Annotated in this window: 21 protein-coding genes and 1 pseudogene; 4 read left to right on the top strand and 18 right to left on the bottom strand. The window is 44.4% G+C overall.

Annotated elements, in window-relative coordinates:
* Window positions 1-148: 148 nt before the first annotated feature.
* From HPL003_RS18610 to HPL003_RS18595, 4 genes are all read right to left on the bottom strand, one after another.
* Window positions 149-1,006: a hypothetical protein gene (locus HPL003_RS18610; RefSeq protein ID WP_014281268.1), complete on the bottom strand. Its 858-nt coding sequence runs from the start codon at window positions 1,004-1,006 to the stop codon at window positions 149-151.
* 211 nt (window positions 1,007-1,217) lie between these two features.
* Entirely contained in the window at window positions 1,218-1,664 is a 447-nt protein-coding gene (locus HPL003_RS18605; protein ID WP_014281267.1) for an acetyltransferase, read from the bottom strand.
* A 131-nt stretch (window positions 1,665-1,795) separates the two neighbouring features.
* A complete protein-coding gene (locus tag HPL003_RS18600) occupies window positions 1,796-3,295 on the bottom strand; it encodes a UxaA family hydrolase (protein WP_014281266.1) in 1,500 nt (499 codons plus the stop codon).
* Between the two features lie 17 nt (window positions 3,296-3,312).
* Complete coding sequence (locus HPL003_RS18595) at window positions 3,313-4,806, bottom strand: tagaturonate reductase (RefSeq protein ID WP_014281265.1); 1,494 nt, start codon at window positions 4,804-4,806, stop codon at window positions 3,313-3,315.
* Between the two features lie 314 nt (window positions 4,807-5,120).
* Between HPL003_RS18595 and poxB the strand changes: the two genes are divergently transcribed.
* Entirely contained in the window at window positions 5,121-6,845 is a 1,725-nt protein-coding gene (gene poxB / locus HPL003_RS18590) for a ubiquinone-dependent pyruvate dehydrogenase (RefSeq protein ID WP_014281264.1), read from the top strand.
* Window positions 6,846-6,944: 99 nt separating this feature from the next.
* Here the strand turns inward: poxB and HPL003_RS18585 are convergent, their stop codons facing one another.
* From HPL003_RS18585 to uxaC, 3 genes are all read right to left on the bottom strand, one after another.
* Window positions 6,945-7,949, bottom strand: coding sequence for a LacI family DNA-binding transcriptional regulator (locus HPL003_RS18585; protein ID WP_014281263.1), 1,005 nt, complete (start codon window positions 7,947-7,949; stop codon window positions 6,945-6,947).
* Between the two features lie 86 nt (window positions 7,950-8,035).
* On the bottom strand, window positions 8,036-9,436 hold the full coding sequence (locus HPL003_RS18580; protein WP_014281262.1) for an MFS transporter: 1,401 nt from the start codon (window positions 9,434-9,436) through the stop codon (window positions 8,036-8,038).
* 148 nt (window positions 9,437-9,584) lie between these two features.
* Entirely contained in the window at window positions 9,585-11,009 is a 1,425-nt protein-coding gene (gene uxaC, locus HPL003_RS18575; protein ID WP_014281261.1) for a glucuronate isomerase, read from the bottom strand.
* A gap of 624 nt (window positions 11,010-11,633) precedes the next feature.
* Between uxaC and alsS the strand changes: the two genes are divergently transcribed.
* Together alsS and budA are read left to right on the top strand one after the other, a co-directional pair.
* Entirely contained in the window at window positions 11,634-13,331 is a 1,698-nt protein-coding gene (gene alsS / locus HPL003_RS18565) for an acetolactate synthase AlsS (RefSeq protein WP_193372616.1), read from the top strand.
* A gap of 110 nt (window positions 13,332-13,441) precedes the next feature.
* Window positions 13,442-14,188, top strand: a complete 747-nt coding sequence (gene budA, locus HPL003_RS18560; RefSeq protein WP_014281258.1) for an acetolactate decarboxylase — start codon at window positions 13,442-13,444, stop codon at window positions 14,186-14,188.
* A gap of 221 nt (window positions 14,189-14,409) precedes the next feature.
* Here the strand turns inward: budA and HPL003_RS18555 are convergent, their stop codons facing one another.
* The 9 genes and pseudogenes from HPL003_RS18555 to murI all read right to left on the bottom strand — a co-directional run bounded on the left by HPL003_RS18555 (window position 14,410) and on the right by murI (window position 22,467).
* Window positions 14,410-14,853, bottom strand: a complete 444-nt coding sequence (locus HPL003_RS18555) for a TIR domain-containing protein (protein ID WP_014281257.1) — start codon at window positions 14,851-14,853, stop codon at window positions 14,410-14,412.
* Between the two features lie 89 nt (window positions 14,854-14,942).
* Window positions 14,943-16,184 carry a TRAFs-binding domain-containing protein gene (locus HPL003_RS18550; protein WP_014281256.1) on the bottom strand — a complete coding sequence of 414 codons (1,242 nt, stop codon included), beginning with the start codon at window positions 16,182-16,184 and terminating at the stop codon, window positions 14,943-14,945.
* Window positions 16,185-16,208: 24 nt separating this feature from the next.
* Complete coding sequence (locus tag HPL003_RS18545; RefSeq protein WP_014281255.1) at window positions 16,209-16,742, bottom strand: TIR domain-containing protein; 534 nt, start codon at window positions 16,740-16,742, stop codon at window positions 16,209-16,211.
* 21 nt (window positions 16,743-16,763) lie between these two features.
* On the bottom strand, window positions 16,764-18,122 hold the full coding sequence (locus HPL003_RS18540) for a hypothetical protein (RefSeq protein ID WP_014281254.1): 1,359 nt from the start codon (window positions 18,120-18,122) through the stop codon (window positions 16,764-16,766).
* A 164-nt stretch (window positions 18,123-18,286) separates the two neighbouring features.
* Window positions 18,287-19,267 carry a S8 family peptidase gene (locus HPL003_RS18535; protein ID WP_014281253.1) on the bottom strand — a complete coding sequence of 327 codons (981 nt, stop codon included), beginning with the start codon at window positions 19,265-19,267 and terminating at the stop codon, window positions 18,287-18,289.
* Window positions 19,268-19,497: 230 nt separating this feature from the next.
* Entirely contained in the window at window positions 19,498-20,898 is a 1,401-nt protein-coding gene (locus HPL003_RS18530) for an MATE family efflux transporter (protein WP_014281252.1), read from the bottom strand.
* A 65-nt stretch (window positions 20,899-20,963) separates the two neighbouring features.
* Window positions 20,964-21,240, bottom strand: a pseudogene (locus HPL003_RS18525) (VOC family protein).
* A 14-nt stretch (window positions 21,241-21,254) separates the two neighbouring features.
* Complete coding sequence (locus HPL003_RS18520) at window positions 21,255-21,590, bottom strand: phosphotransferase (RefSeq protein WP_274378181.1); 336 nt, start codon at window positions 21,588-21,590, stop codon at window positions 21,255-21,257.
* 73 nt (window positions 21,591-21,663) lie between these two features.
* On the bottom strand, window positions 21,664-22,467 hold the full coding sequence (gene murI, locus HPL003_RS18515) for a glutamate racemase (protein WP_014281248.1): 804 nt from the start codon (window positions 22,465-22,467) through the stop codon (window positions 21,664-21,666).
* Between the two features lie 273 nt (window positions 22,468-22,740).
* On the opposite strand from murI, the gene HPL003_RS18510 reads away from it, so the two are divergent.
* Complete coding sequence (locus HPL003_RS18510; RefSeq protein ID WP_014281247.1) at window positions 22,741-23,367, top strand: FMN-dependent NADH-azoreductase; 627 nt, start codon at window positions 22,741-22,743, stop codon at window positions 23,365-23,367.
* Between the two features lie 141 nt (window positions 23,368-23,508).
* On the opposite strand, the gene HPL003_RS18505 is transcribed toward HPL003_RS18510, so the two are convergent.
* A complete protein-coding gene (locus tag HPL003_RS18505) occupies window positions 23,509-24,018 on the bottom strand; it encodes a hypothetical protein (protein ID WP_014281246.1) in 510 nt (169 codons plus the stop codon).
* 174 nt (window positions 24,019-24,192) lie between these two features.
* A complete protein-coding gene (locus tag HPL003_RS29260) occupies window positions 24,193-24,348 on the bottom strand; it encodes a hypothetical protein (protein ID WP_014281245.1) in 156 nt (51 codons plus the stop codon).
* Window positions 24,349-24,741 lie beyond the last annotated feature (393 nt).

Below are 24,741 nucleotides of genomic sequence, written 5' to 3'. Positions count from 1 at the left end.
TGTTTGAGCTTCTATTTAACAAACCTTTTCACATGAAATGCTCTCACTTGCTGGAGAACTTCTTTTCTACTTCCTTCTGTCCAATTAGTGATTTGCCCCATGATAGAACACTGAAATGAGGTCATGACTTGTAATAAACACCAGCAAACTAAACAGACTGAGCGACAGAGGCTGTGAAATCAATTTTTTCATCCTTTAACACTCCTTTTAAAATAGTTATATATTGGTCTTGCTGTGTTGCCGTAGCTTGGGATCTGAAAATCTCAAAAATGGCGGTACACTTCCTAAACTCATGCTCATGTTCCATACCCAGGGTATCTGACAGCATGAGGGATTGCAGAATATAGTCCAGCGCAACCGTGAACTGCTGCTGCTTGATGTAGTAAAGAGACAGTTGATAGCAGAAGCGAAAATAATAAGATACATTTACAGGCTCTTCAAGATATTTAAAACCGTCAATTTGTTCAGCAAAGGGTTCAAGCACAACGTCTAAAGGATAGTCGTGCCTGGATGCCCCCTCCACGATGGAAAGAAGCCCCGGTAACAGCTCTTCCGGATTGTCCCGAAGGAATTGAACGTATTCCTGCAACACTTTGAAACTGCCTGACAAAATATCAAGAGCATACAGATTAGCTTTGGCGGCATGGCGATAATACTCGACTTCCGCTTCCCCGTAAGGATCAAGACCATTAAACCAGCCCAATTCTGCATACTTTTCGATGCAATCTCGGGCTTCATCATATTTGCCCTGTTTCTGGAAGGCCATTCCTTTCATCAGATGACTGTATCCATAGTAATACACTAATGGACGTTTGGTATGTATGGGTTGTACGGATTTCTTGTGCGCTTTGTAGAACTGTAACTCCTGATATTTTTGGCTGGCACGGTCGTACAGATGATCACATAAAGCAATCATATGGACTCCGTCGTTAAACGAAAATGACAGCTTAATCATGTTAACAAGTGTGTCTAAATCTGTAATGTCGGAGTGAACAAGATCATCCACCCTCCCCACCTCCTTATCCGACTTTTCATATTAATAGAAAGTTCACCAAACCAAAGAATTATTGAATACCGTTCACAAAAATACTTAATTACGTAATTATAACTTAATTAAGTTATATCATAAAACCAACCCTGCTGCAAGTATTTTGTGAGAAAAAATCCCATTTACGCAGGGGTAAACGGGATTGAAGGATTTGGTGAATTTCAATGGTTCATTTGTTCTTTTCCATATGAAGTAAAGGAAATACTCGCCCTGATCCATCCAGTTCGGATCGCCCTGTTTGTACAAAGCCATAATGTTTGTAGAAAACGTATGCACGTTCGTTTTGCTCATTAACGTCCACTTTGAGGCATTTACCTTTTATTTTTTCAGCATGCTGGATTAATCGGCTGCCTGTGCCCTGTCCGTGCCGCTTCGGGTCAACGAATAACATCTCTATTTTAACCCCGTCCAATCCGATGAACCCTATTGGATCTTGGGTTTCGTCCAACTCCATCCAAATCTCAACTTCTCTTAGCGCACCATTTCGCACAATATGATGGTAAAATTGAATGTCTTCTTCTGTCAAAAAAGTGTGAGTCTCACGTACAGCCCGATCCCAAATATCTACAAGTTGATTATGATTTTCTTCCCGATAAGCAACAATTTCATTGTGCACTGCATATCCCCCTGTACTCGTAAAAATTCATAAAGATATGTTTTCCCAGTCATTCTAACATATTTATTTAGAGGCAAACAAACACCAAAAGGGAGACGGAATTCTTCCGTCTCCCCATTCGTTGTAATCCTTTACAACGTAACACCGTTTTTAAAAATAGCCAGTTCTCTGAAATTGTTCTTCTCGTTGTTCACCCAGGTTCCGCTGGCTACATCGACAATGTAATCCACAAAGCTGCGGAGCGCATCCTCCATACTAACATCCTCCACCAGTGAACCGGCGTTATAGTCGATCCAATGGGGTTTGGCCTTATAAAGCGGCGAGTTGGTCGAAACCTTCATCGTCGGAACGAAGGAACCAAAAGGCGTACCGCGTCCAGTTGTGAAAATAACGAGCTGGCAGCCCGCTGCCGCAAGCGCCGAAGAAGCAACCAGATCGTTCCCCGGTGCGCTGAGCAGGTTGAGTCCCTTGGTTTTGAGACGCTCCCCGTACTGAATGACATCGGTGACCGTAGAAGAGCCGGATTTTTGCGTACAGCCCAGCGATTTATCCTCCAGTGTCGTGATGCCCCCTGCTTTGTTGCCCGGTGACGGATTTTCATATACTGGCTGCTTGTAATCCAGAAAATATTGCTTGAAATCGTTAATCAGATGCACGATTTTGCCGAATACTTCCTCATCTGCAGCACGTTCCATGAGAATCGTCTCCGCGCCGAACATTTCCGGTACCTCAGTGAGTACCGTCGTTCCGCCTTGCTCGGCCATATAATCCGACAGCCGACCGAGCAGCGGGTTGGCCGTAATCCCGGACAGGCCGTCAGAGCCGCCGCATTTCAAGCCGATATTCAGTTCAGATAAAGGTACAGGCTCTCGCCGATCTTCCTGCACGGCCGCATAAATTTCATGCAGCAACCGTACTCCTTCCTCCACTTCATCCGATACTTCCTGGGAAAGCAAAAACTTTACCCGTTCCGGGTCATATTCCCCAATGGCTTCCTTAAACTCCTTCATTTCATTGTTCTCGCAGCCTAAGCCAAGAACCAGCACGCCACCTGCATTGGAATGCTTGACCGCATCAATCAAAATCGTGCGCGTATATGCATGGTCGTCTCCCAACTGGGAACAACCGTAGTTGTGCTTAAGCACAAGTGCATTTTCAAAAGGCGAAATATCGCCCGCTTCCTGCTTGAAACGATTTAAAATAAGTTCGGCAATCCCGTTCACACAACCGACCGTTGGCACAATCCACAACTCATTGCGAATCCCCACACGGCCGTCCTTTCGTCGATAACCCTGAAACGTACGATTCTCCTGTTCATATAAATGAGGCGCTGGCTTAGGCTTGTAAGTGTACTCCTCCACGCCCGTCAGATTCGTCTTTGTATTATGCGTATGCACATGCTGCCCTGCCTGAATGGGCTGAATGGCATGACCGATCGGATATCCGTATTTCAGCACATTTCCGCCTTCAGGAATGTCCTGCAATGCAATTTTATGCCCACGCGCCACATCCTCAGCCAGCACCACGCGCTGTTCTCCTTGCGTTCCCCACACCAGTGTCTCGCCCTGCTTGTAATCACGCAAAGCGACAGCCACGTTATCTTGATCATGAATTTGAATGAATTCCAGCATTCCAGTCTCCTCCTTGCTTATGCTCTGGGCACGCTGTTCCCGCTCAGAGAATCCAGCGTCTCCTTCATTCCTCTGCTTGTAATCTCATACACATGCTGTGCCGTCTGTTCAGCCAATCCTGCAATCTGGTTCAGATCTTGCCCCCACCAGGTCTGCTTGCCCAGTATCTGTGCCGTTAATTGCTTCGCTCCGGCAAGTGTTCCACCATATCCGCTCCACAGCTCGCCAAACGCGGTCAACACTTCCGCTTCGTCTGCCAAAGCAATCGGTTCGCCGTCTCTCTTTCCCCGGTAAAATACGAATAAAGACGCCAGCGAAAATACCGTTTTGACAGGTAATGCCTTATGTTGCTCCACATATTGAAGCAGGGAAGGCAAATTACGTGTCTTGAACTTGGATATCGAATTCAGTGCAATGCTCATGACATAATGACTCACATACGGATTATGAAACCGTTCAATGACATCATCGGCGTATACATTCAATTCCGCTGCTGGCGAATCCAGCGTTGGAATCACTTCTTCTCGAATGAGTGACTGGATAAAAGCACCCACGACATCATGCTCGACCGCCTGCCCTACCGTATCCAAACCATATAAATAAGCGACAGGCGTAAGCGCCGTATGTGCCCCGTTCAAAATGCGCACCTTGCGTGTACGGTATGGAGCCATATCATCGACGATCAGTACGTTCAGTCCAGCCAGATGAGCAGGTAATTCTTCCTTGAGCCATTGTGGTCCTTCGATGACCCACAGGTGGTACTGTTCACCGACAACGACCAGGCTGTCCCTATAACCCAACTCTGCTTGAATCTCTGTGATCCGGTCCTTGGGATAACCCGGCACAATCCGATCCACGAGGCTGTTGCAGAACGTATTCGCTTCCTCCAGCCAGGATGTAAACTCAGCCCCAAGCTTCCACTGATCTGCATATTTCAATACAATTTCCTTGAGCGCATCTCCATTGCGGTCGATCAGCTCGCATGGGATGATCACCAGTCCCTTACTCTGATCGCCTCCAAAAAATTGAAAGCGCTTGTACAGTAAAGCGGCCAGTTTACCCGGGAAGCTATTTTGCGGGCGATCTTCCAGCCGATCCTCTGGCACATAAGCGATCCCTGCCTCCGTCGTGTTCGATACGACAAAGCGCAGCTCCGGTTTTTGGGACAGCGCCTCATATTCTGACCAATCTGAGCTGTACGGGTTAAGCCCGCGGGTGACGCATTCCACAACGGTATGCTCCTTCACGGCCTGCCCATCCTTCATCCCTTCGAGAATAACTGTATACAGGCCATCCTGCTCGCTCAGTTTCTCCACCATGCCTCCTGCCTGTGGCTGCACAATAACGACACCTGTATTCCACTCTGCCTGCTTATTCATTTTATCGAATTGCCAATCTACAAAAGCACGCAGGAAATTGCCTTCCCCAAATTGCAGCACCCTTTCAGGGAAAGGATTTGATACAATGAAGCTTTTTCTGTTTAGTTGGTCTAGTTCATCTACTTGTTTCATCCGGAGTAACCTCCCATTATTACCTTAATGATTTCAACAACATTTTATCACAATGCACACGTTAACAAAACAGTTTTCTCAATATTTTTGGTTTTTTAAAATATTAATGACAATAATATGAACACGTTAACATATAAACTTATGCATCCATTCTCGGATCTATGGCTATCTTCCTGCTGTTTCGCACCTGATACAAGGCGGTTAAGGCTAACTATCACCCTATCCCGGGATTTGTTCTTTATATACAACTCAGGAGAATAGATGCAAGACAGCTCGGGCAGGATAACGTTACTTACTAGGCAGGAGGAACATCTATGAAGACAATTGCAGATTCTATTGTAGAGGTTTTAGTCAATGCAGGGGTCAAGCGAATTTATGGTATCGTTGGAGATTCTTTAAATAATATGGTCGATTCCATTCGCAGAGACGGTCAAATTGAATGGATTCATGTGCGGCACGAAGAAGTGGCTGCCTTTGCAGCCGGGGCAGATGCTGATCTTAGCGGCAGCATTGCAGTGTGCGCTGGCAGCAGTGGTCCCGGAAATCTGCATCTTATTAACGGATTATATGATTGTCACCGCAATCGGGTACCTGTACTTGCTATTGCGGCCCACATTCCAAGCGACGAAATTGGAAGCGAATATTTCCAGGCTACGCATCCCGAGCATCTTTTCGGGGAATGCAGCCACTTCTGTGAGGTCATTACGACTCCACGACAAATTCCAAGAACCGTTACGATGGCTATACAACAGGCGGTTTCACGTTCAGGTGTCTCCGTCATTGTTCTTCCCGGTGATGTGGCAGCTTTAGCAGCGGAAAAGGCGCCTATTCCCGAACATGCTTATCATCCCACTGCACCTGTGGTGCATCCGTCAGCTTTGGAAATTTCCCGGCTGGCCGAGTACCTGAATAAAGGCAAACGAATCACTTTGTTATGCGGCTCCGGCTGTGCGAAATCCCACGAATTGCTCATGCAACTGTGCGACAAGCTGAAATCTCCTATGGTTGCTGCCCTTCGGGGCAAGGAATATCTGGAGTATAACAATCCTTATTATGCAGGCTTAACAGGGCTGATCGGGTATTCTTCCGGATACCATGCGATGATGGATTGTGACGTCCTGCTGATGCTCGGAACAGACTTTCCTTACAGACAGTTTTATCCCGAAAATGCAGTTGTGCTGCAAGTGGATATTGAGCCTGCCCACCTTGGCAGACGCACTCCTTTAACGTATGGGCTGTGCGGGGATGTAAAAGCAACGTTGGAAATGCTGCTTCCTCATTTAACGACAGAGCATGATTCCAAGCATTTGGAAAAAATCGTCTCCCACTATACCAAGGTGCGTCAGGAGTTGGATGAACTGGCGGTTGGTAAACCGGGTCAACCACCGATCCATCCGCAATATCTCACCAAGGTCGTCAGTGACGCCGCACATGAAAATGCCATTTTCACCTGTGATGTTGGTACTCCTACGGTATGGGCAGCACGTTATTTGCAAATGAACGGCCAACGCCGACTTATCGGCTCCTTCAATCACGGAACGATGGCAAGTGCATTGCCGCAAGCAATTGGGGCACAAGCCACTGAGCCTGACCGCCAGGTTATTGCTCTTTCTGGTGATGGCGGACTGACGATGCTGATGGGCGATCTGCTTACCCTGAAACAGCATCAGTTACCTGTAAAAGTCATTGTTTTCAATAACGGTGCCCTCGGTTTTGTCGAGCTGGAAATGAAAGCAGCCGGTTTTCTGGAAAACGGCACCGAGCTGGTGAATCCTGATTTTGGCGCTGTGGCGGAAGCCATGGGTCTCAAGGGAATTCGAGTCGAAGATCCGGCGATGCTGGAGGACGCAATTCAACAGGCATTGGCTCATGATGGCCCTGTAGTAGTGGATGTAGTGGTCAATCGTCAGGAGCTATCCATGCCGCCCAAGATTAATCTCAAACAAGCTGGAGGTTTTACGCTGTGGATGATGAAAGCTGTGCTGAACGGGCGCGGTGACGAAATTGTTGAACTGGCGAAAACAAATCTTTTGCGATAAAAGCCGCCACACTCGCACATATTTAATAAAAAAGGGCAGGAACAGCGCGTCATGCACTGAACCTGCCCTTTTGGATTTTCCTTTTTCCAACAAAAAAGCTTAACGCTGTCTGTTTGCCGTCGACTTCCGTTTCATGAGCGCAGTTTCCATAAATATAAGCTCGCCCTCGTCCGACGGTGACTGGATCCGTTCCAAAATACATGCGGCTCCACGCGCGCTAATCTGCTCAATCGGTCTTTTGACCGTCGTTAACGGCGGGGTCGTATACATCGAAAAGCCGATATCATCAAATCCAATGACCGAGACATCGTCCGGTACTTTTAAGCCGTGCTCGAATACTGCGTTCATCGCCCCGATGGCCATGTCATCGTTAGAGCAAAACACTGCCGTCGGTGGTTCCTCCAAGGAAAGCAATTGCTTCATCGCTTGGCTGCCACTTTCCGTGTCATAATGGCCATGCATGATATATTCGTGCCTAATTGGCTTGCCGCTGTCAATCAGCGCATTCATGAAACCCTCGCGCCGTTGCTGGGTGGATTTAAAGCCTTCTACCCCTTCAATGATCGCGATGCGTTCATGCCCGCTTTCAATGAGAAAGGAAACTGCCGCATAGGACCCTTCCTTATCGTTAGAAATGACATTCACAATGCCTGTCCCGAACACCTGCCGATTCAGCACGACGAGCGGAATGCCCTGACCGAGCACATGATAAATAAACGGGTTGTCCGCCTCGCTCTGACTCATCAGGATGATGCCATCAAAACGTTTGTGGTGAATGGCCGAAAAATCGGCGTAATCGTCAATCCCTCCCACAAACAGATTGTAATCCACCCCAATGACATGATTAACTCCACGGATGGTGTCCGCAAAAAAGCTGGAGCTGGTGCCTTCTGAAATACTGGTGAAAAACAAGCCAATCGTATGCGAGCGCTGGAGGACAAGGCTTTTGGCGTTAAAATTCGGAATGTAATTGAGTTGCTCCGCCAGCTCCATAATTTTGCGTTTGGTATCTTCTTTGATCAATGGGCTGTTGTTGAGCGCCCGGGAGACGGTCGTATGGGAAACATTCGCCAATTTGGCAATGTCTTTAATGGTAGCTGCCATATACGTATCCTTTCTTTACTGAGGCTCTAAAAAATTATATACCCACCATACCACAGGAGCCGCCCGGAAAAGAAGACTTTCACAAATTATACGCGGTTATCAGCATGTCGCTGCTGTAGCTCTTGAACCATTTCTGCATGTCTGCTGTCTGTCAGCTTGTACATTTTACCGATTACCAGCATGGCAATGAGCAGGGCAACAGCAGGATAGAGACACAGCAGCGCCTTGATTCCGAGCAGCGTTCCAGAGGTTTGAACCACATTCGGGACATACCCAATAACCGCCAGCCCGATACCGGAAAGAAAGCCGGATAAGGATTGAGCCAATTTGCGTGAAAAATTAAACAGCGAGTAGGTAATCCCTTCCTTCCGCTCCCCGGATGACCATTCGCCGTAGTCAATGATATCGGAGACAAAGGCCCAGGTAACCCCGTTAGGAATACTAATACCAATGAACGAAATACTGGCCAGAATGGTGAAAATATATACATTTGATGGCATAAAGAAGTTTATAGAGTCGGCAATGACACTGACCAGCATCCCAAGCATGGCTGTTTTTCGTTTACCGAAGCGGCGCACCAGTTTGGGCAAGAACAACACACCCAGCAACGACGAACCGATAATAATAAAATTCATATAAGCCATTAATTCTACATGCCCCAAATTATATTCGGCAAAATAGATCAGCAGTGCGGACTTGATGTTGTACGCGGATATGGTAAAAATCGTCATCAAAACAAGCACCAGCAGAGGCTTGTTCGTCGTAAAGGTGTGCACGATCACGCCAAAAGAGAGTTTTTCTTTTGGACCCGATTGACTAACAATACGTTCCTTCGTTCCCCGATAGCATATTATAAAAGCGATCACACCAATGAATGACATGATTCCCATCACAACAGGATATCCCACATGATGGTTGGGGAACAGCAAGATAAGCGGCATAACGATGACACTGGTTACGAATAATGCGCCCAGTGAGCCTGCCTGACGGAAGGAAGATAATGAAGCACGCTGAATGGTATCCTGCGTAATAGCCGCCCCCAGTGAACCATACGGAATATTCACAATGGAATATCCAATCCCCCAGATCATATAGGACGCATAGGCATAAATAAGTTTGCCCGTTGGTGAGATGTTCGGTGAAATAAATGTAAGAACCGTAAGAATAGCAAGGAGAACGCTTCCAACGATAAGAAAGGGTCTGAATTTCCCGCGTGGACCAATATGCTTGCGATAGTCGACAAAGGACCCGACAATAGGATCGCAGATGGCAGCAAACAGCTTGCTGACCAGAAAAATACCTGCGGCTGCTCCCGCTGAAACGCCTGCTACATCCGTAAAAAATTTCAACAGGTACAACTGCCCCAAATCAAACATGAATCCGTTTCCAAAGTCACCCATACCGTAAGAAATCTTTTCTTTCAGGCTGATATGCTCACCTGTCTTGTTGTCAGTTTGGACGCTCTCCTGAACGATAGGCACTCCCATACCCTGATCACTCCTCTATTTTTGTGATTATTTTCACATTATTAATGAATACGTATTCCGTTTTCACTCCCCCTTACCCGGCGCTTGAAAATACTCCAGGCAAGGGCATCTATTGAAATGTGAATTTACAAGTTCATCCTGTATATCATCAATTGCTGTGAACAACCGTCGGAAAATTAAAATATTGCTTGGCATTGTTGTAGCTAATATTTTGTACCATCTCTCCAAGCAGCTCCAGATCCTCAGGCGCCTTGCCTTCTTGTACCCACGTTCCGATCAGATCACAAAGTATCCGACGGAAGTATTCGTGCCGTGTGTAGGATAGGAAGCTGCGGGAATCCGTCAGCATACCAATGAAGCGGGATAGCACACCGTAGTTTGCGAGCAGCTTCATTTGCTCCAGCATACCTTCGATATGGTCGTTATACCACCATGCAGTGCCAAACTGGATTTTGCCTGCTGTTCCACCAGACTGGAAGCAGCCTGCAAGACTTGCCAGCACCGGATAATCAACTGAGTTGAGCGAATACAAAATGGTTCGCGGCAGACCACCTGCCAGCTCCTGTGCGTCCAGCAATGCCGCCAGCGGACGAGCGATGGAGCCGTCATTAACCGCATCATAGCCGGTATCTGGTCCCAAGCGACGGAACATGGCAGTGTTATTGTTACGCAGCGCGTGAATATGGTACTGCATAGCCCAGCCATGCTCTGCATACTGTTTCCCTAGGAATACCAGAACGTACGATTTGTATTTCGCCTCTTCTAATGGAGTTACATTGCCTTCCTCCAGCGCCTTGCTGTATATCGCTGCCGCTTCCTCACGTGTGGTTTCTTCATAAACGACTGTATCCAGCGCATGATCGGACACCCGTCCTCCGACAGCATGGAAGTGACGCACCCGGCTCGCCAGCGCGTTCAAAAATCCTTCCAGACCAGAAACATCCAGTCCGCTCACTTCACCCAATCGAGCTACCCAAGGCTGGAATGTCTCACGGTTAATCTCCAGCGCTTTGTCCGGGCGGAAGCTTGGCAGTACAACCACCGGAAAATCGGTCAGCTTGCTGATTTGCTTATGATATTCGAGATGGTCCGTCGGATCATCGGTAGTGCACACAACAGTTACCTTTGAATTCACAATCAGATCACGTGCCCCAAAGCCCTTTCCTTGCAGCTTTTGGTTCACCTTTTCCCAAATCACAGGCGCATTCTGTTCATTTAGCAGCTCATGGACACCAAAAAAGCGCTGAAGCTCCAAATGCGTCCAATGATACAGCGGGTTGCCGATCAGTGTAGGTACGGTTTTGGCCCAAGCCAAAAATTTGTCATAGTCTTCCGCATCTCCGGTAATCAGGCGTTCCTCAACTCCATTGGCCCGCATGAGTCTCCACTTGTAATGATCTCCGTACAGCCATGCTTCTGTAATGTTTTTGAACGTTTTATTTTCGTAAATTTCCTGTGGACTTAAATGACAATGATAGTCGATAATCGGCAGATCCTTGGCATACTGATGATACAAAATTTCAGCGGTCGGATTGCTCAACAAAAAGTTGTCGTTTAAAAATGCTTTGGTCATGGCTCATTCGTCCCTTCTATAATCATGTTTCCGAATAATTGTTAACGTGAACAAAAATGGATTCGATCTTTCTGCTATCCAGTAATAGCATTCTATAACGCATAGTAGGTTACCTGTTATATCAGATGATACCGCTATAATATGATACCTGCATGTCGAATCACCCTTGATTACTTCTCCTTAAATTTAATGTTTACGTTAACAACAATTATATTGTAACCGCTATCCTTTGCAGAGGAAAGTGATTTTTATCATGAGAAGGAACAAAAAAACAGCCCCGCCTCAACTTCGGCAGATCTATTCCCTCCGTCCAACTTTATTTCAGACTATAGTCCGGCTTGCACAGGCTCGTGTTCCGAACGAGTTGATCGGCCTTCATCTTGTCCTTTTCAATAAAATAACCCTCACCTATTTTGGGCATGGACATGGTTTGAAAATTCTTTATTTCCAAATCTCCGCACTTTCTATTTTTCCCTCTTAAACCGCTCTTTGAAAACGTTTTTATAAATTTTCGCTCTTTTTCAGAAAATGTTTCTCTTGAAAATACCAGTTTCTGTATTATAATTGTCATATACAACCAATGTTTTACATTGAAAGTAATTCATTATCATATCCAAAGAAGAGGTGATCGCGTTGAGCACAAAAGTGCAAGCTATCCATGCTAAAACCGGTACAAAAGGAGCTGACCTCGTTGTAGATTGCTTGATTAAACAAGGGGTAACACACATTTTTGGCATTCCAGGTGCCAAGATTGACTCGGTTTTTGATGTCCTTCAAGAACGCGGCCCTGAGCTGATCGTATGCCGTCACGAGCAAAATGCCGCATTTATGGCTGCCGCCGTCGGTCGCCTAACTGGTAAACCGGGCGTATGTCTCGTTACCTCCGGCCCCGGTGCGTCGAATTTGGCTACAGGACTTGTCACCGCAAATGCGGAAAGTGATCCCGTCGTCGCTCTCGCTGGTGCAGTCCCAAGATCCGAACGTTTGAAGCGCACCCACCAATCTATGGATAACGCCGGGTTATTCGAGCCTATCACCAAATACAGTGTGGAAGTGGAGCATCCCGATAGTGTGCCGGAAGCCATTACCAACGCATTTCGGATTGCGACCTCAGCACAGCCTGGAGCAACCTTTGTCAGTCTACCGCAGGACGTGTTGACTTCGTCATCCGAAGTAACCGCCATTGAGAAGCTTTCCCTTCCACAGCTTGGAACCGCACCAGCCGGACTTATCAAACAAGTAGCGGGCCAAATCAGCCAAGCCAAGTTACCTGTTCTTTTACTCGGTATGAAAGCCAGCACTCCCGAAGCTACAGCAGCCATCCGCGCACTCATTCAGAACACGGATCTACCTGTCGTTGAAACCTTCCAGGCTGCCGGAGCCATTTCCCGCGAACTGGAGGACCATTATTTTGGCCGAGTGGGCTTGTTCCACAATCAGCCGGGTGACATGCTCCTTGGAGCCGCAGATCTGGTGCTGACCATTGGCTATGACCCCATTGAATACGATCCGAAAAACTGGAACATTCCTGCAAACCGAACCCTCATTCATCTTGATGACCATCAAGCGGATATCGACCATGATTATCAACCGGATTACGAGCTGATTGGTAATATAGCTCTGATCGTGCGTAGTCTCGCAGAAGAATTGCCTACATTAAAGCTGTCTGAAACCTCATGCGCCCAACTGAACCGTCTCCGCCACGATTTAAACGAGCAAGCTGCCGTCCCTGTCCGCAAGCACGACTATCTGATTCATCCATTACAATTCATTCGTACTCTGCGCAGCCTGATTGATGATAATGTCACGGTCACCTGCGATGTTGGTTCCCACTACATTTGGATGGCCCGGTATTTCCGCTCCTATGAGCCGCGGCGTCTTCTATTCAGTAACGGGATGCAGACGCTGGGTGTAGCTCTTCCCTGGGGCATTGCTGCCACTCTCGTCAATCCCGGTCAGAAAGTCGTTTCCATTTCCGGCGACGGAGGATTTCTTTTCTCATCCATGGAGCTTGAAACCGCCGTACGTCTCAACTCCCCACTTGTTCACATCGTATGGAGAGACGGCACCTACGACATGGTCGCTTTTCAACAACAGATTAAATATGGCAGAACATCCGGCGTAGAATTCGGAGATGTGGATGTCGTGAAATATGCCGAGAGCTTCGGGGCAACCGGATTGCGTGTACATTCCCCTGAAGAACTGGAAAGCGTATTGCAACAGGCACTACATACCGATGGCCCCGTGGTCGTCGATATTCCGATTGATTATCAGGATAATATCCAATTGGGACGTAAACTGCTGCCCAATCAGTTAAACTGACTTCACATTTGCCCAAACGTGACGACTTCGTAACAATGAATGGAGTTTAACGTTTTTTATGAAAAAGAAAGAAAATAAATGCATCTAATTACAAAAGGAAGTGTATTGCCATGACCGTTGCAGAACTGGAAAAAAAGCAAGAAACTGATCATGATATTTACCAAACGTCCACCATGCTCGCTTTATTGGATGGTCTGTATGACGGAGTCGTTGCCTTCAAGGAACTGCAAAAGCACGGGGATTTTGGGCTCGGTACCTTTGATCAACTGAATGGTGAGATGATTGCGTTTGATGGCGAATTTTATCACCTGCTTCCAGACGGTACGGCCCATCGTGTAAAACCGGAAGAGACAACTCCCTTTTCCACTGTCACCTTTTTCCGTGAAGATTTCACATATACTATTGACCATCCCATGCATCGTGAAGAGTTGGAAGCCCTGCTGCTAAAGCTGTTTCCAAGTCGTAATCTGTTCTACGCCTTCCGTATGGATGGCACTTTCCGTGAAGTGAAGACACGCACCGTGCCTCACCAAGTGAAACCTTACAAACCTTTTATCGAAGCGACCAAATCACAGCCCACCTTCTCTTTTAACGAGGCTTCCGGCGTGATTACTGGGTTTTGGACACCTGCATATGCTCAAGGAATTGGAGTGGCTGGGTTCCATTTGCACTTTATTAACGACGAACGTACCGGAGGCGGCCATGTCTTTGATTTTGTTGTCGACAAGTGCACAATCCGTGTTTGTCAAAAATCCAATCTGCACCTCGTCCTGCCCGATACACCGGATTATTTGACCGCCAACCTGTCCAGAGAAAATCTGGAGAAAGAAATCGCCGTTACCGAGGGTGCGCAATAATCACAGGGCATGACCAACAAGGTACAATCGACTTTATTTATGAATGAGATTCTACCTCATACAGAAACCAAAAGATCGCAGTCTGGAAGAGATGCTTGATGCTCTCCAGCTGCGATCTTTTCTAATAAAGTTATATTTGCAAAAGTGACTTTTGCAATAAACTAAAGCTATGAAACAAACATAATAATTAAGGAGATGAGTTATATCCGAAAATATCCAAATTATTGAATAATGTAATTCCCCGAATGCTTCATTTCGTAATTTTCAAGAGCACTCTTAATTGATGTAGGATTATATGGCACAAATAATGCACCAATATTTTTAATAACATCGGGAGTACGTACTGAGTCAAATTCCTTTGATTTATTTAGATTTACACCTATGATTGTACACTTTTTCTCTATAGCAACCTCAGCCTCCCATTTTACATATTTATGCTTATAACATGTATCTTCACCAATAAGCATAACATAGTAGCCAGCCATATTAATGCGCTCTCTGCAACGTTTTTTTATATAAGACTCTGCAGTTGAGTTGACCTCAGTTGTTAATTGACAGTCAGTGAAATTAAAATCAATATTTTCATTATTTTTCCAAGCTTGCATTAAACGATAGTAGCGTATATCTGTACTGCTGAATCCAACAAACGTTCTAGGTAATCCCATTATTGTCCTCCATCCTTATGGTTCCCAAGTAATATTAAACCACTAGAAGATTCATCTGTATATTTTTAAGAAGCTTCTTTTTAAATATTCTAATGTTCAGAAGATTCCAATAAAGGTGAATTTTGTAATAATACCGTTAGTTTATCCAACTGCTCCTCGGTACTCTGTCTCTCCCATTTACCAGGTAACATAGATTGTGCACGTTCTTTTAGCTCATCGTACTTTTCTAATTCACCAATACCAAAATAAGCCTCTTCCAAAGTGGCAAGAATCCAGTACTTGTCACCTCTGTTTTCAAAATTATTCTTCATAAGTGCCTCACATATTAAAATTACTTTTAAACGTGTTCTGGTTGCTAATACGTAATCTGCAATAGCATTGTTCTTGTCACTAATATTTCCTCTCATGTTTAGCAGAAAAGCGAAGTTTATTCCATTGTAGTAATCATTCTTAATATAGAAACCCTTCTCGTAAAAAAATATTGATTTATCTAACCATATTTTATCTTCTGTCGTTTCCCATAATCTTTTGCTAACAGCTCCGAGTAGTCCTAGGGTTTCGGGATCTGTGGTAACATCAGGATCTAAAGTTTGCAGCATATCATAAGCTTCATACAAGGAAGAAAGTGAATTAGGCTTTTCCTCCTTATAAGTTGCTAAAGCGACCTTTTGTTTAATAAATACACTGTTAGGATCAATATCTAAAGCTGCTTGAAATAAACTCTTTGCAGCAATAAAGTTTTTTTGGTTCATTTCTTTCTGAGCAACTTCCAAAATAGAACTCAACGATTGTTTTATATCAGACACATTTTCTATCTCTGCTGCTTCTTTTAAAAATGGTGGTTTTAAACCTTGCAAGTAAGTGTATACCGGACTATCCACATTAGGGTTTCTCAAAATCTCCTGTATGCTCTCCTTGAGCTCCTTACGAAATCTTAACACTTCCTCGTGATCAATACCTACACCTAAATGCTCATATGGACGAATAACTATATGATTTAAATCGAATGGGTTCTTTAAACTCTTTTCTGCAATCGCAATAGTTGTATGAGGTCTCAAAGCATGTCTAATTCCTAATTCATAAAAAGCATTGGGATTATAAGTAGATAAATCTGCTATAACTATATCTGCTGTCAATAAGTACTGATACATAGGAACATCAATCAGACCTGAATGTTTTATGTCATCTGCACGTATGCACTTAAGACCTGCTTCCAGTACTGCAGGTTTAACTATATTCCGATATGTTTTATCTAAATCAAGGTTTCGGCCAGTCGAATAATCGGTTTTTATACCGTATCCCATAACAACAAAACAAGTTTTCTGCTCCATATTTGTTACTCCTCAATAGAATTTTCAATCCATAGATATTTTTCCCGAAATTATGTCCGCAATTTCCTTTGGACTATAATCCCTACCATCCAGATATGACCATTGGTCCGTAATTTCACTGATATCTGAATCATCAAGTAATACCAACAGTAAGCTGTCCTTCTGCTCCAAAAGTTGCTTTGTTCGTATGCCACCCCATTCTACTTGGGTCCACTTCTTCTTTGTATAATAGGCTGAATGAAATACAACTGTATATTTGCACTGATTAACATATACATCGGTTAGATATCTGTACAAGTCATTTCCCCAAATTTGGGCTACCTCATCCTTGTCATAAAAATAGCGCATTTCAGTTTTCTTAATATGATGAAGCACCATTTCTACAAAAGCACGATCTTCATTTGCGAATGACAGGCCAACATCATATTTTTTATCCTGCTTTGAATTCTGTTCTGATGATTGTACTGACGCGGATATTTGTTGCCCAACAACACTGCTATTTTTCACAGTTCCACCTGTAATCATGACCCCATTGTTAACTATGGACCCGAATTTCATAACCTACACTTCCTTCGAGGTTTAATTTGTTATTTGTTCTGCTACTTTTGCAAGTTTATTTTTGAAATTTCCCTTACCTGTTATTTGAGAGTTGTTAATCTCTCCACCTGTAACCATGACTCCATTATTTACAATCACATTCTCTCGTGCTTTAAACTCTCTTGTATCCACATTAACTTCTTCAAGATACTCGAGAATACTTTGTAAAAGCCTTTTCTCTATTCTTTTTCTATACATATCCACATCCGATTCCTGAAAGAAATTATGCAACTTATGATCTGCTGCGAGTTCTCTTATACTCTTTCTAGCCCCATAGTTAAAAATTTGATTGTGTTTAATTTCCGTGCGTGTCATCTCTTTTTTATAAGATTGAGCTACAAATTCATTAAACCCACGCAAAACACCACCAATGGATTTAAAAAGTCCTGTAAATGTTGGAATAATGGAAGATAGAATGCTCTTTATAATAAAAGGTACTGGAATATCAGAGCCATGCTTATCTATTGCATAAAATTCCTTTTTCAAAGGAGGTAACAGATAATTCTGCATTTCTACAAACAGATTTTGTGGTGTAAAATGCACTCTAAAAAATGTGCTGAACACAAAATCTCCGTCCCAAGCTGTAATTTGAATCGATTTATAGAATCGAACATGCTCTTCTTCTAGCTCAGTGTATTCTTGCAAAAATTTCGCATCAATCATTCTCTTAGGAGAACTCATTTCTTTCTCCAGGAACCTTGAATCATTCCTTATTTTACTGCCATCTACATAAAGAGCATTTGCAGTAGCCATGTGAGAAATATTTAGCTCTTTCATTTTGCTATCAATGTATGTATACAGATCAGCGTTGTTAAGTTTGATGTATTCGTCCGAGTTTTCAATTTTTGTTTCTGCCAAAAAAGACCATCCTGATAAGCGATTACCTGCTCCTACAAATGGTGAATCCCCTCCGAAATAGATTACGTTTCCTTCCTGATTTATCTCCTCCATTTTTTTCGAAAAATCATTTCCTATCTCTTTGAGATCAGGTGCTTTGTCACTTGAAATATTTTCTGAAGAAAGCTTGTTTGTTACATACCAGTAAGGATATATTCTAAATCCAATGTTAACTAGAAAGGATAAAAATAACGGCCAAGAAATCAATAAATCTGTAAAAATCGCCGTAACAAACCATCCTAAAAGAAATAATAAAGCGCAATCCATAAAAAAGTCTCGTTTTTTTGCCTGCATACATTGAACAGCAACTTTAGCAATATCTGCTCCATAGCTAGGAGCTACAAAGCAGTAACGATTATAAACGATTTGTTCTAACACCTTTTGTCGAAAATTTCGATCTAGTTCTGCAGCAGCACACAAATAACGCGTTATCCCCGTTTTCATTAGTTATTTAGAACCCCTTTTTATTTTTATACAAACTTTAGTACTATATCATTATGTTGAAGCATGTAATATTTTGTCAACCTAAATTTTCTTCATAAGAGAAATTTTTGCACACAAAAAAAGGCTCTCCCTCAGGAGAACCGCTATATAACCGTAGTTACGGCTTATTTCACATGTATTGATCCTGCACTCAATATCCCAGCTACACGCTGAGCGTCGAAAATATGGGAAAGCTCCTCGACTGCCGTCAAGTACAGCAGACCGTTGCCTTCCAGCTTTGCAGAATGACCGAGTGGAATCGTGCGTTTGATCAGTTGGGCGTATAGCTCCGGCTCAGTGAGGTTCCGTTCAAAGCTCGCTTTTGACAACTGCTTAATCAGCGCCAAAGCCCCAGCTACATGTGGGGTAGCCATTGAAGTACCGCTGAAGGTCGCGTATTTGCCGCCCGGAATGGTAGACAATATATCTTCTCCCGGCGCAACCAAATCCACCTCATTATTGGAGTTGCTGAAATCCGAAGCATGTCTGTCAAAATTTACAGCGCCTACGCTGATCACCTCATTATAGCAGCCAGGATAGCCCAGCTCATCCGTTCTGTCGTCACCGTCTCCCTCATTACCTGCTGCGCAGACGACCAAAATTTGGTTCGCTACCGCCTTCTGCACCGCTTCATGCAGTTCAGGCACATCCTCGGGGCCGCCAAGCGACATCGAAATAATGTCTGCCTTTTGCTCAATCGCATAATGAATGCCCTGAATGATCCAGTCGTATTGACCAGAGCCTTGCTTGTTCAGCACCTTGATGATGAGCAAATCCGCCTCCGGGGCGACACCCACCACACCATCCTCATTTTCTGCTGCCGCGATTGTACCTGCCACATGCGTACCGTGACCGTTGTAATCCGTGAAAATGTTTGGATCACTGTCATCATCATCCGTAAAGTTCCGGCCACCAATAATGCGTTCCTTCAAATCAGGATGGTCCGCATCACAGCCCGTATCCAGTACTGCCACCTTCACTCCCTGGCCTTGGGTTTGGCTCCACACCGCAGGGGCCTGAATCAGCTCCACCCCTCGCGGTATTTCATTCACCTGTTGCTCCTGCTTGATCACTTGGTAAGGAATGATATGCACTTTACGTTCCATCCTATTCCCTCCTTCATGGATTCAATCGGAAACCATCCGTCTCTGAAACTTTCAAACCGAAACTTTGAAAACCTCTACTGAAATTCTAGTTCGAGGTTACTATATTCTAGCAATTTTCGAAAAGTTTGGACATCCCCTTTTGCTTATTTTTGTAAAAAAAACACAGGCATTCCCAATATCCATGGAGAATGCCTATGTTAGTAGAGCCAGAGCAACTACAGCTTCAAATGTCAGCCTGACAACGAATCTGCTTGAAGTTCGGCCTTGGACAACAGCGACTTGTGCTGCCATTTCCGACCTTTCCAGCGCAGGTAGTGGAAAATACCTCGTACCCACTCATCGCAGGCATGTGCAATCCACACCCCAAGCACACCATATCCCAGATGAATGCCCAGCACATACGCCAATGGAATTTTGATCCCCCACATCGAGATGATCGCCATCATCAACGGGAACTGTACATCCCCCGCCGCTCGCAAGGAGTTAATGACGACATGATTGAACACACGCCCCGGCTCCAGCAGTATACAGAACAGTAGAATCGCTGCCCCCAGTTGAATAATCGCCGGTTCATCCGTAAAGATCGCCATCACTTCATACCGGAAAAAGGATACCACCACGATCACCGCAATCGTAATGACCAGAGACCATTTCAGGCTGCGCAGCAGTTGGTGATACGCCTTCTCCTTATCTCCTGCACCTATCAAGCGAGCAACAATAATTTCCGTCCCCTCGCCCACTGCCATTCCGAACACCATAAAAAAGTACACAATCGTATTCGTATAAAAATGAGTAGCAATCGCCGTTGTGCCCATGAAGCTGACAAACCGGGTTACCATCATTTGACTGAGCTGATAAGACAACCATTCCAGTCCCGCCGGGATACCGATTTTCAGGATAGCCACCAGCTTGCTCCATTGAAGCTGTACATAATACTGGAGGCGAATCGGCGCACTTACACGTTTGTACAGCAATATAAAAATCCAGACACAGGCTACAGCGCGGCTAATTACCGTTGAAATCGCTGCTCCGGCCACTCCCATTTGCGGCAGACCAAACCAGCCGTAAATCAGCAACGCATTCCCCACAATATGCAAAATGTTCATACCAATGCCCACGATCATCGTATCTTTCGTAAAACCGTGTGAACGAATCACCGGACCTGCGGTTAGCATAAGCGCTTCCAGGAACAGCGAACCCCCTGCCAGCATCATATAGATCTCGGCATTTTCCTTAATCGTCGGGGTAATATGGTAAAAGGACAGCAGAAAATCCCGGCTCACAATAAACATCAAGCTCAGCGCCAAACCAAATACCAGATTGAAGGTCAGGGCGGAGGCCGTTACACGGCTCGCATCCACATGCTTTTGTGCACCTAATAGCTGAGCGATGATGACACCTACTCCAAGCCCAAGCAGATTGAACAAAATAATTGTAAATTCAATCAGCTGTCTCGACACACCCACAGCCGACACAACCTCGTCCGACACATGGCTCAGCATGAACGTATCCACGCTTCCCATTAAAATATGAAACAGCATTTCTATAAAGATCGGCCAAGTGATTGCAAAAACTGTCATCGTTTTCACGACTTGTGCTTGCTTGGAGCCGCTTTCCTGCGAAAGTGACATACTTCTGTATTCCTCCCAAATGTGAACCCTGTATATGCTCAGACGTTATTATTGATACCGCTTACTCAATCATAAAAAGTCATGTGCTTTTTCTCATTTTTATAATATTCCAGGCGATCCTGCAATTGTCCGGTGTGGAATTCAAACATAGGAGTGATGAATTTCATTTCTCGGGATATCCTCCTCCACATTGAGAGCCAGCCACATGCCCAAGCAGTCCAGATAAGCCAGCTTACGTCCTTTGACGAGCAGCTTTCCATCTAAAACATTTTGATAAAAATGTATCGACTTCTCCAAATCTGACACCGAAAAGCAAATATGATTCCATCCTTGTATACTCATATTCCCTATTCCTTTCAGCGAACCCTGTTCAGCCAATAAGTCCACGCTTCTGTATATTGATCAAGATCCTTTGGATGATGCCGAATGCAGGTAGCTATTCGAAGGTATAATCCCTGTAGCACTTCCTTGTTCAGCTCGTAACTCCCTGTCATTTCTGACTCAAGCTTCTCTAACGCTGGCAAAATCGTATCGACAGTTAGCATGTCCGGTGAAGAGCAAAAGGCGTATATCAGATCATATAACGGTTCTCCTACCACCGGATCAGGATCAATAATGCCCGTTAAAGTGTCATTTCCGGCAAACACGAAATTATGTACCCCACAGTCGCCATGGAGCAAGTACTTCAGCATACCTCTGATTCACTACGCGACTGACGCTGGGATTCATCGCTATGATTCAATCCGTTCGCCAGTCGCACCTACTTTAAAAAGAAATCTTTTCATGCTCCGCATAAATTTCAAGCGCACGCTCCATTTTGTGGACATAGTCTTCATCCTGACTGGTACACAGGAACGTAATGTGTCCCTCCTGCGATTGACCCGCTTTTGCCGGAGATGCCAGCAAATCGCGCTCAGACAACACCTGTTTTAACCGTCTGATCGTTCCCTGACTCCCGTCGATTAGCTGAATATGGGAAGGCAGCAGCCCCTTCAAGATCTCCTTATAAAAAGGATAGTGTGTGCACCCCAAAACGACCGTACCGTATAAGTCCAGATCGAACGCAGACAGCTTACGGTTAAAATATTCGGCCATTACTGTCCGGTCAAAATTTAACTGCTCACAATAATGCACCAGCTCGGGCAAGGGCAACGAATCTACACTTCCATGATCGTCAACTCTGGACACCAGCGCTGCATAACCGGATTGTTTTAATGTCAACGGCGTGGCTAACACCAGCACTCTTTTACCATTCGCTCGATTCATCTCCACCGCAGGCTTCACAGCCGGCTCCATGCCAATGATCGGAATATGGTATTCGTTCCTCAGCTCCGCAACCGCTATACTCGTGGCTGTATTGCAGGCAATGACCAGCGCCTTAACGTCCTCTTTTAAAATAGTTTGTACCGAAGCCTTGACGTATCCGCACACCTCTTGCGGTGTTTTCGTCCCGTAAGGAACATGAAGCGTATCCGCCAAGTATACAAAATTTTCGTTTGGCAGCCGTCTTAACGCCTCAGATAATACTGTAATCCCACCCAATCCTGAATCAAAAAAACCAATCCTCAAGCTACTCACCTTTTTCGTTCATCTGTTGTGCCTATCCTGCTGACAACATGGTAATTTTATTCTTCGCCTATTGAATCCATTCTTCTAATCGGCTCATATTTAAATTTTACCGCAAAACTGATATTTTGCAAAAGAAACACATAAATTTTACAGTGTAAAAAGTAAAGTAACTTTTGAAAATAGATTTAATATAAAAGTGTTGACAAATATTATCTTTATATTGTAATATTACGTGGTAAATGACTTACTTAACTTACTAGGGGGAAATAAATCATGTCTAAAGTATTATTTGTCAAAGCTAACGATCGTACAGCCGAAGAATCCGCAACCGTTAAATTGTATAATGCCTTTTTGGAAAGCTACAAAGCTTCCCATCCATCCGATGAAATCACTGAACTGGACCTGTTCTCTGTCGAGCTTCCTTATTTGAACGCCAACATGATTAACGGCACGTTCAAATCCGCTAGAGGCTTGGAGCTGAACGCTGAAGAAGCTCGTCTGGCGGGTGTAGCTAACGGCTACCTTGATCAATTCCTGGCAGCAGACAAAGTCGTATTCGCTTTCCCGCTTTGGAACATGACGATTCCAGCTGTACTGCATACGTACATTGACTACCTGAACCAAGCTGGTAAAACGTTCAAATACACTGCTGAGGGTCCAGTTGGTCTCGTAACTGAAACTAAAGTAGTCCTGTTGAATGCAAGAGGCGGCGTATACTCCGAAGGACCAGCTGCTGCAGCTGAAATGTCTTTGAACTACATGAACAACATCTTATCCTTCTTCGGTGTAAAAGACATTGTGAAGGTTGTACTGGAAGGACATAACCAAGCTCCAGATCAAGCACAAGCCATTGTTGAAGCTGCTGTACAAAGTGCAACAGAAGCTGCAAAATCCTTCTAAATCCATATATATGAACAGAAGAGGATATCCGACCCTATTTGGGATGGATATCCTCTTTTTTGTTATAACGTATGAAAAACACGTGCTTCCCTGATATGAATCAAGTGAAAAGCACGTGTTTGTTATACAATACCTTGTATGTTAAGGAATGAACTGTTGCACGATTTTAACGACCTTACCGTCACGCAGCGTCACATGGTATGGAAATTGGCTGAGATCCAATACATCTTTTTTGGCAAAATCTTTTTCAAACTGTGCCAAAGGGATCGATTCGTTCCATTTTACATCTGTATCTTCTATACGACCTGTATGATCATAAATTTGTACCTCTACCGAAGCATCCGGGGCAACCTGGTACACGTCATTTTGCACGGAATTATTCACGATGTAGTAACCGTCTGGTGCTCCGTCCAACCCTGTGTTTCCTTCATGCTCCAAGAACGCCTTGTCCGCTGCCTTACCTTCATACCATTCAATCGGATCTGCCGACAAATAGATTTGTCCGTTACGCATCTCCAACTGGTTTATATATACGGTCTCCTGATTTTCAGCAGGTGTTACGGGCGTGTAGCCTTGTGCTGTTGCTCCCGCCGCCGTTATCAGCATCATCATTAAAGCCAATACTGTCCATTTCGAAGCTAGTCTCATCATGTCTGATCTCTCCTTACCGTATGGGTATGTACACGGTGTCTGTAAGCTTCATTACCCTTATACACCTATCATAAACGTTGTACAGTTAAAAAGTGTATCAGATACATAAAAAAGAAGTTACGATTTTTTAAGACTTGGTCTTAAAACTTGCTTACATGTCCTATTTACGACTTATTATTTCATCAATCCGACCTGACGCGCCTGTTCTTCGGTGAGAATAAACTCTTCATTTTGCCACACCTCGTCCTCTTTGGTTACAGCAAACATCCCCATGATCTCTGTCCAGATTCCTTTGTCGGCGGCTTCCTTTTGTGTAATGATAATCTTCATAGCTACTCCTCCTCGTGTAAAATGTGTGCAATCCATGGCTGTCGATTGATGTGGCCCACTACGCGAACAGATGGTTTCTCCGATCATATAAAGCCTCAAGAGATTATATGGAATTGGCAATGCTTGTCCTAGATTTGTATAAGAGGGATCATTGTTCTGCTTATAACATATGTACCCTTTTCCTAACGAGATTATTCGTATCTTATTTGTAACCTTAAAATTTTAGACTATTTCCAAAGCAATGACTTCTAGAAAATATCTAGTCATAAAAATAAAAAACGGTTCGCTGATTAATCTACGAACCGTTTTCTAAAAATCTTCTATGCTTGTTAATCATTCGGAACCATCACACATCTACGATCTTTTATGCATCTGTATAAAAAGTGAATAGTC

Source organism: Paenibacillus terrae HPL-003 (assembly GCF_000235585.1).
GTDB classification, from domain to species: Bacteria; Bacillota; Bacilli; order Paenibacillales; family Paenibacillaceae; genus Paenibacillus; species Paenibacillus terrae_B.
This window is presented reverse-complemented; position numbering and strand designations above follow the sequence as displayed.

Coding starts and splice junctions, on each gene's coding strand:
- HPL003_RS18600 (WP_014281266.1), bottom strand. CDS start 3,295: ATGCTGGAATTCATTCAAATTCATGATCAAGATAACGTGGCTGTCGCT.
- HPL003_RS18595 (WP_014281265.1), bottom strand. CDS start 4,806: ATGAAACAAGTAGATGAACTAGACCAACTAAACAGAAAAAGCTTCATT.
- poxB (WP_014281264.1), top strand. CDS start 5,121: ATGAAGACAATTGCAGATTCTATTGTAGAGGTTTTAGTCAATGCAGGG.
- HPL003_RS18585 (WP_014281263.1), bottom strand. CDS start 7,949: ATGGCAGCTACCATTAAAGACATTGCCAAATTGGCGAATGTTTCCCAT.
- HPL003_RS18580 (WP_014281262.1), bottom strand. CDS start 9,436: ATGGGAGTGCCTATCGTTCAGGAGAGCGTCCAAACTGACAACAAGACA.
- uxaC (WP_014281261.1), bottom strand. CDS start 11,009: ATGACCAAAGCATTTTTAAACGACAACTTTTTGTTGAGCAATCCGACC.
- budA (WP_014281258.1), top strand. CDS start 13,442: ATGACCGTTGCAGAACTGGAAAAAAAGCAAGAAACTGATCATGATATT.
- HPL003_RS18555 (WP_014281257.1), bottom strand. CDS start 14,853: ATGGGATTACCTAGAACGTTTGTTGGATTCAGCAGTACAGATATACGC.
- HPL003_RS18550 (WP_014281256.1), bottom strand. CDS start 16,184: ATGGAGCAGAAAACTTGTTTTGTTGTTATGGGATACGGTATAAAAACC.
- HPL003_RS18545 (WP_014281255.1), bottom strand. CDS start 16,742: ATGAAATTCGGGTCCATAGTTAACAATGGGGTCATGATTACAGGTGGA.
- HPL003_RS18540 (WP_014281254.1), bottom strand. CDS start 18,122: ATGAAAACGGGGATAACGCGTTATTTGTGTGCTGCTGCAGAACTAGAT.
- HPL003_RS18535 (WP_014281253.1), bottom strand. CDS start 19,267: ATGGAACGTAAAGTGCATATCATTCCTTACCAAGTGATCAAGCAGGAG.
- HPL003_RS18530 (WP_014281252.1), bottom strand. CDS start 20,898: ATGTCACTTTCGCAGGAAAGCGGCTCCAAGCAAGCACAAGTCGTGAAA.
- HPL003_RS18520 (WP_274378181.1), bottom strand. CDS start 21,590: ATGCTGAAGTACTTGCTCCATGGCGACTGTGGGGTACATAATTTCGTG.
- HPL003_RS18510 (WP_014281247.1), top strand. CDS start 22,741: ATGTCTAAAGTATTATTTGTCAAAGCTAACGATCGTACAGCCGAAGAA.
- HPL003_RS18505 (WP_014281246.1), bottom strand. CDS start 24,018: ATGATGAGACTAGCTTCGAAATGGACAGTATTGGCTTTAATGATGATG.
- HPL003_RS29260 (WP_014281245.1), bottom strand. CDS start 24,348: ATGAAGATTATCATTACACAAAAGGAAGCCGCCGACAAAGGAATCTGG.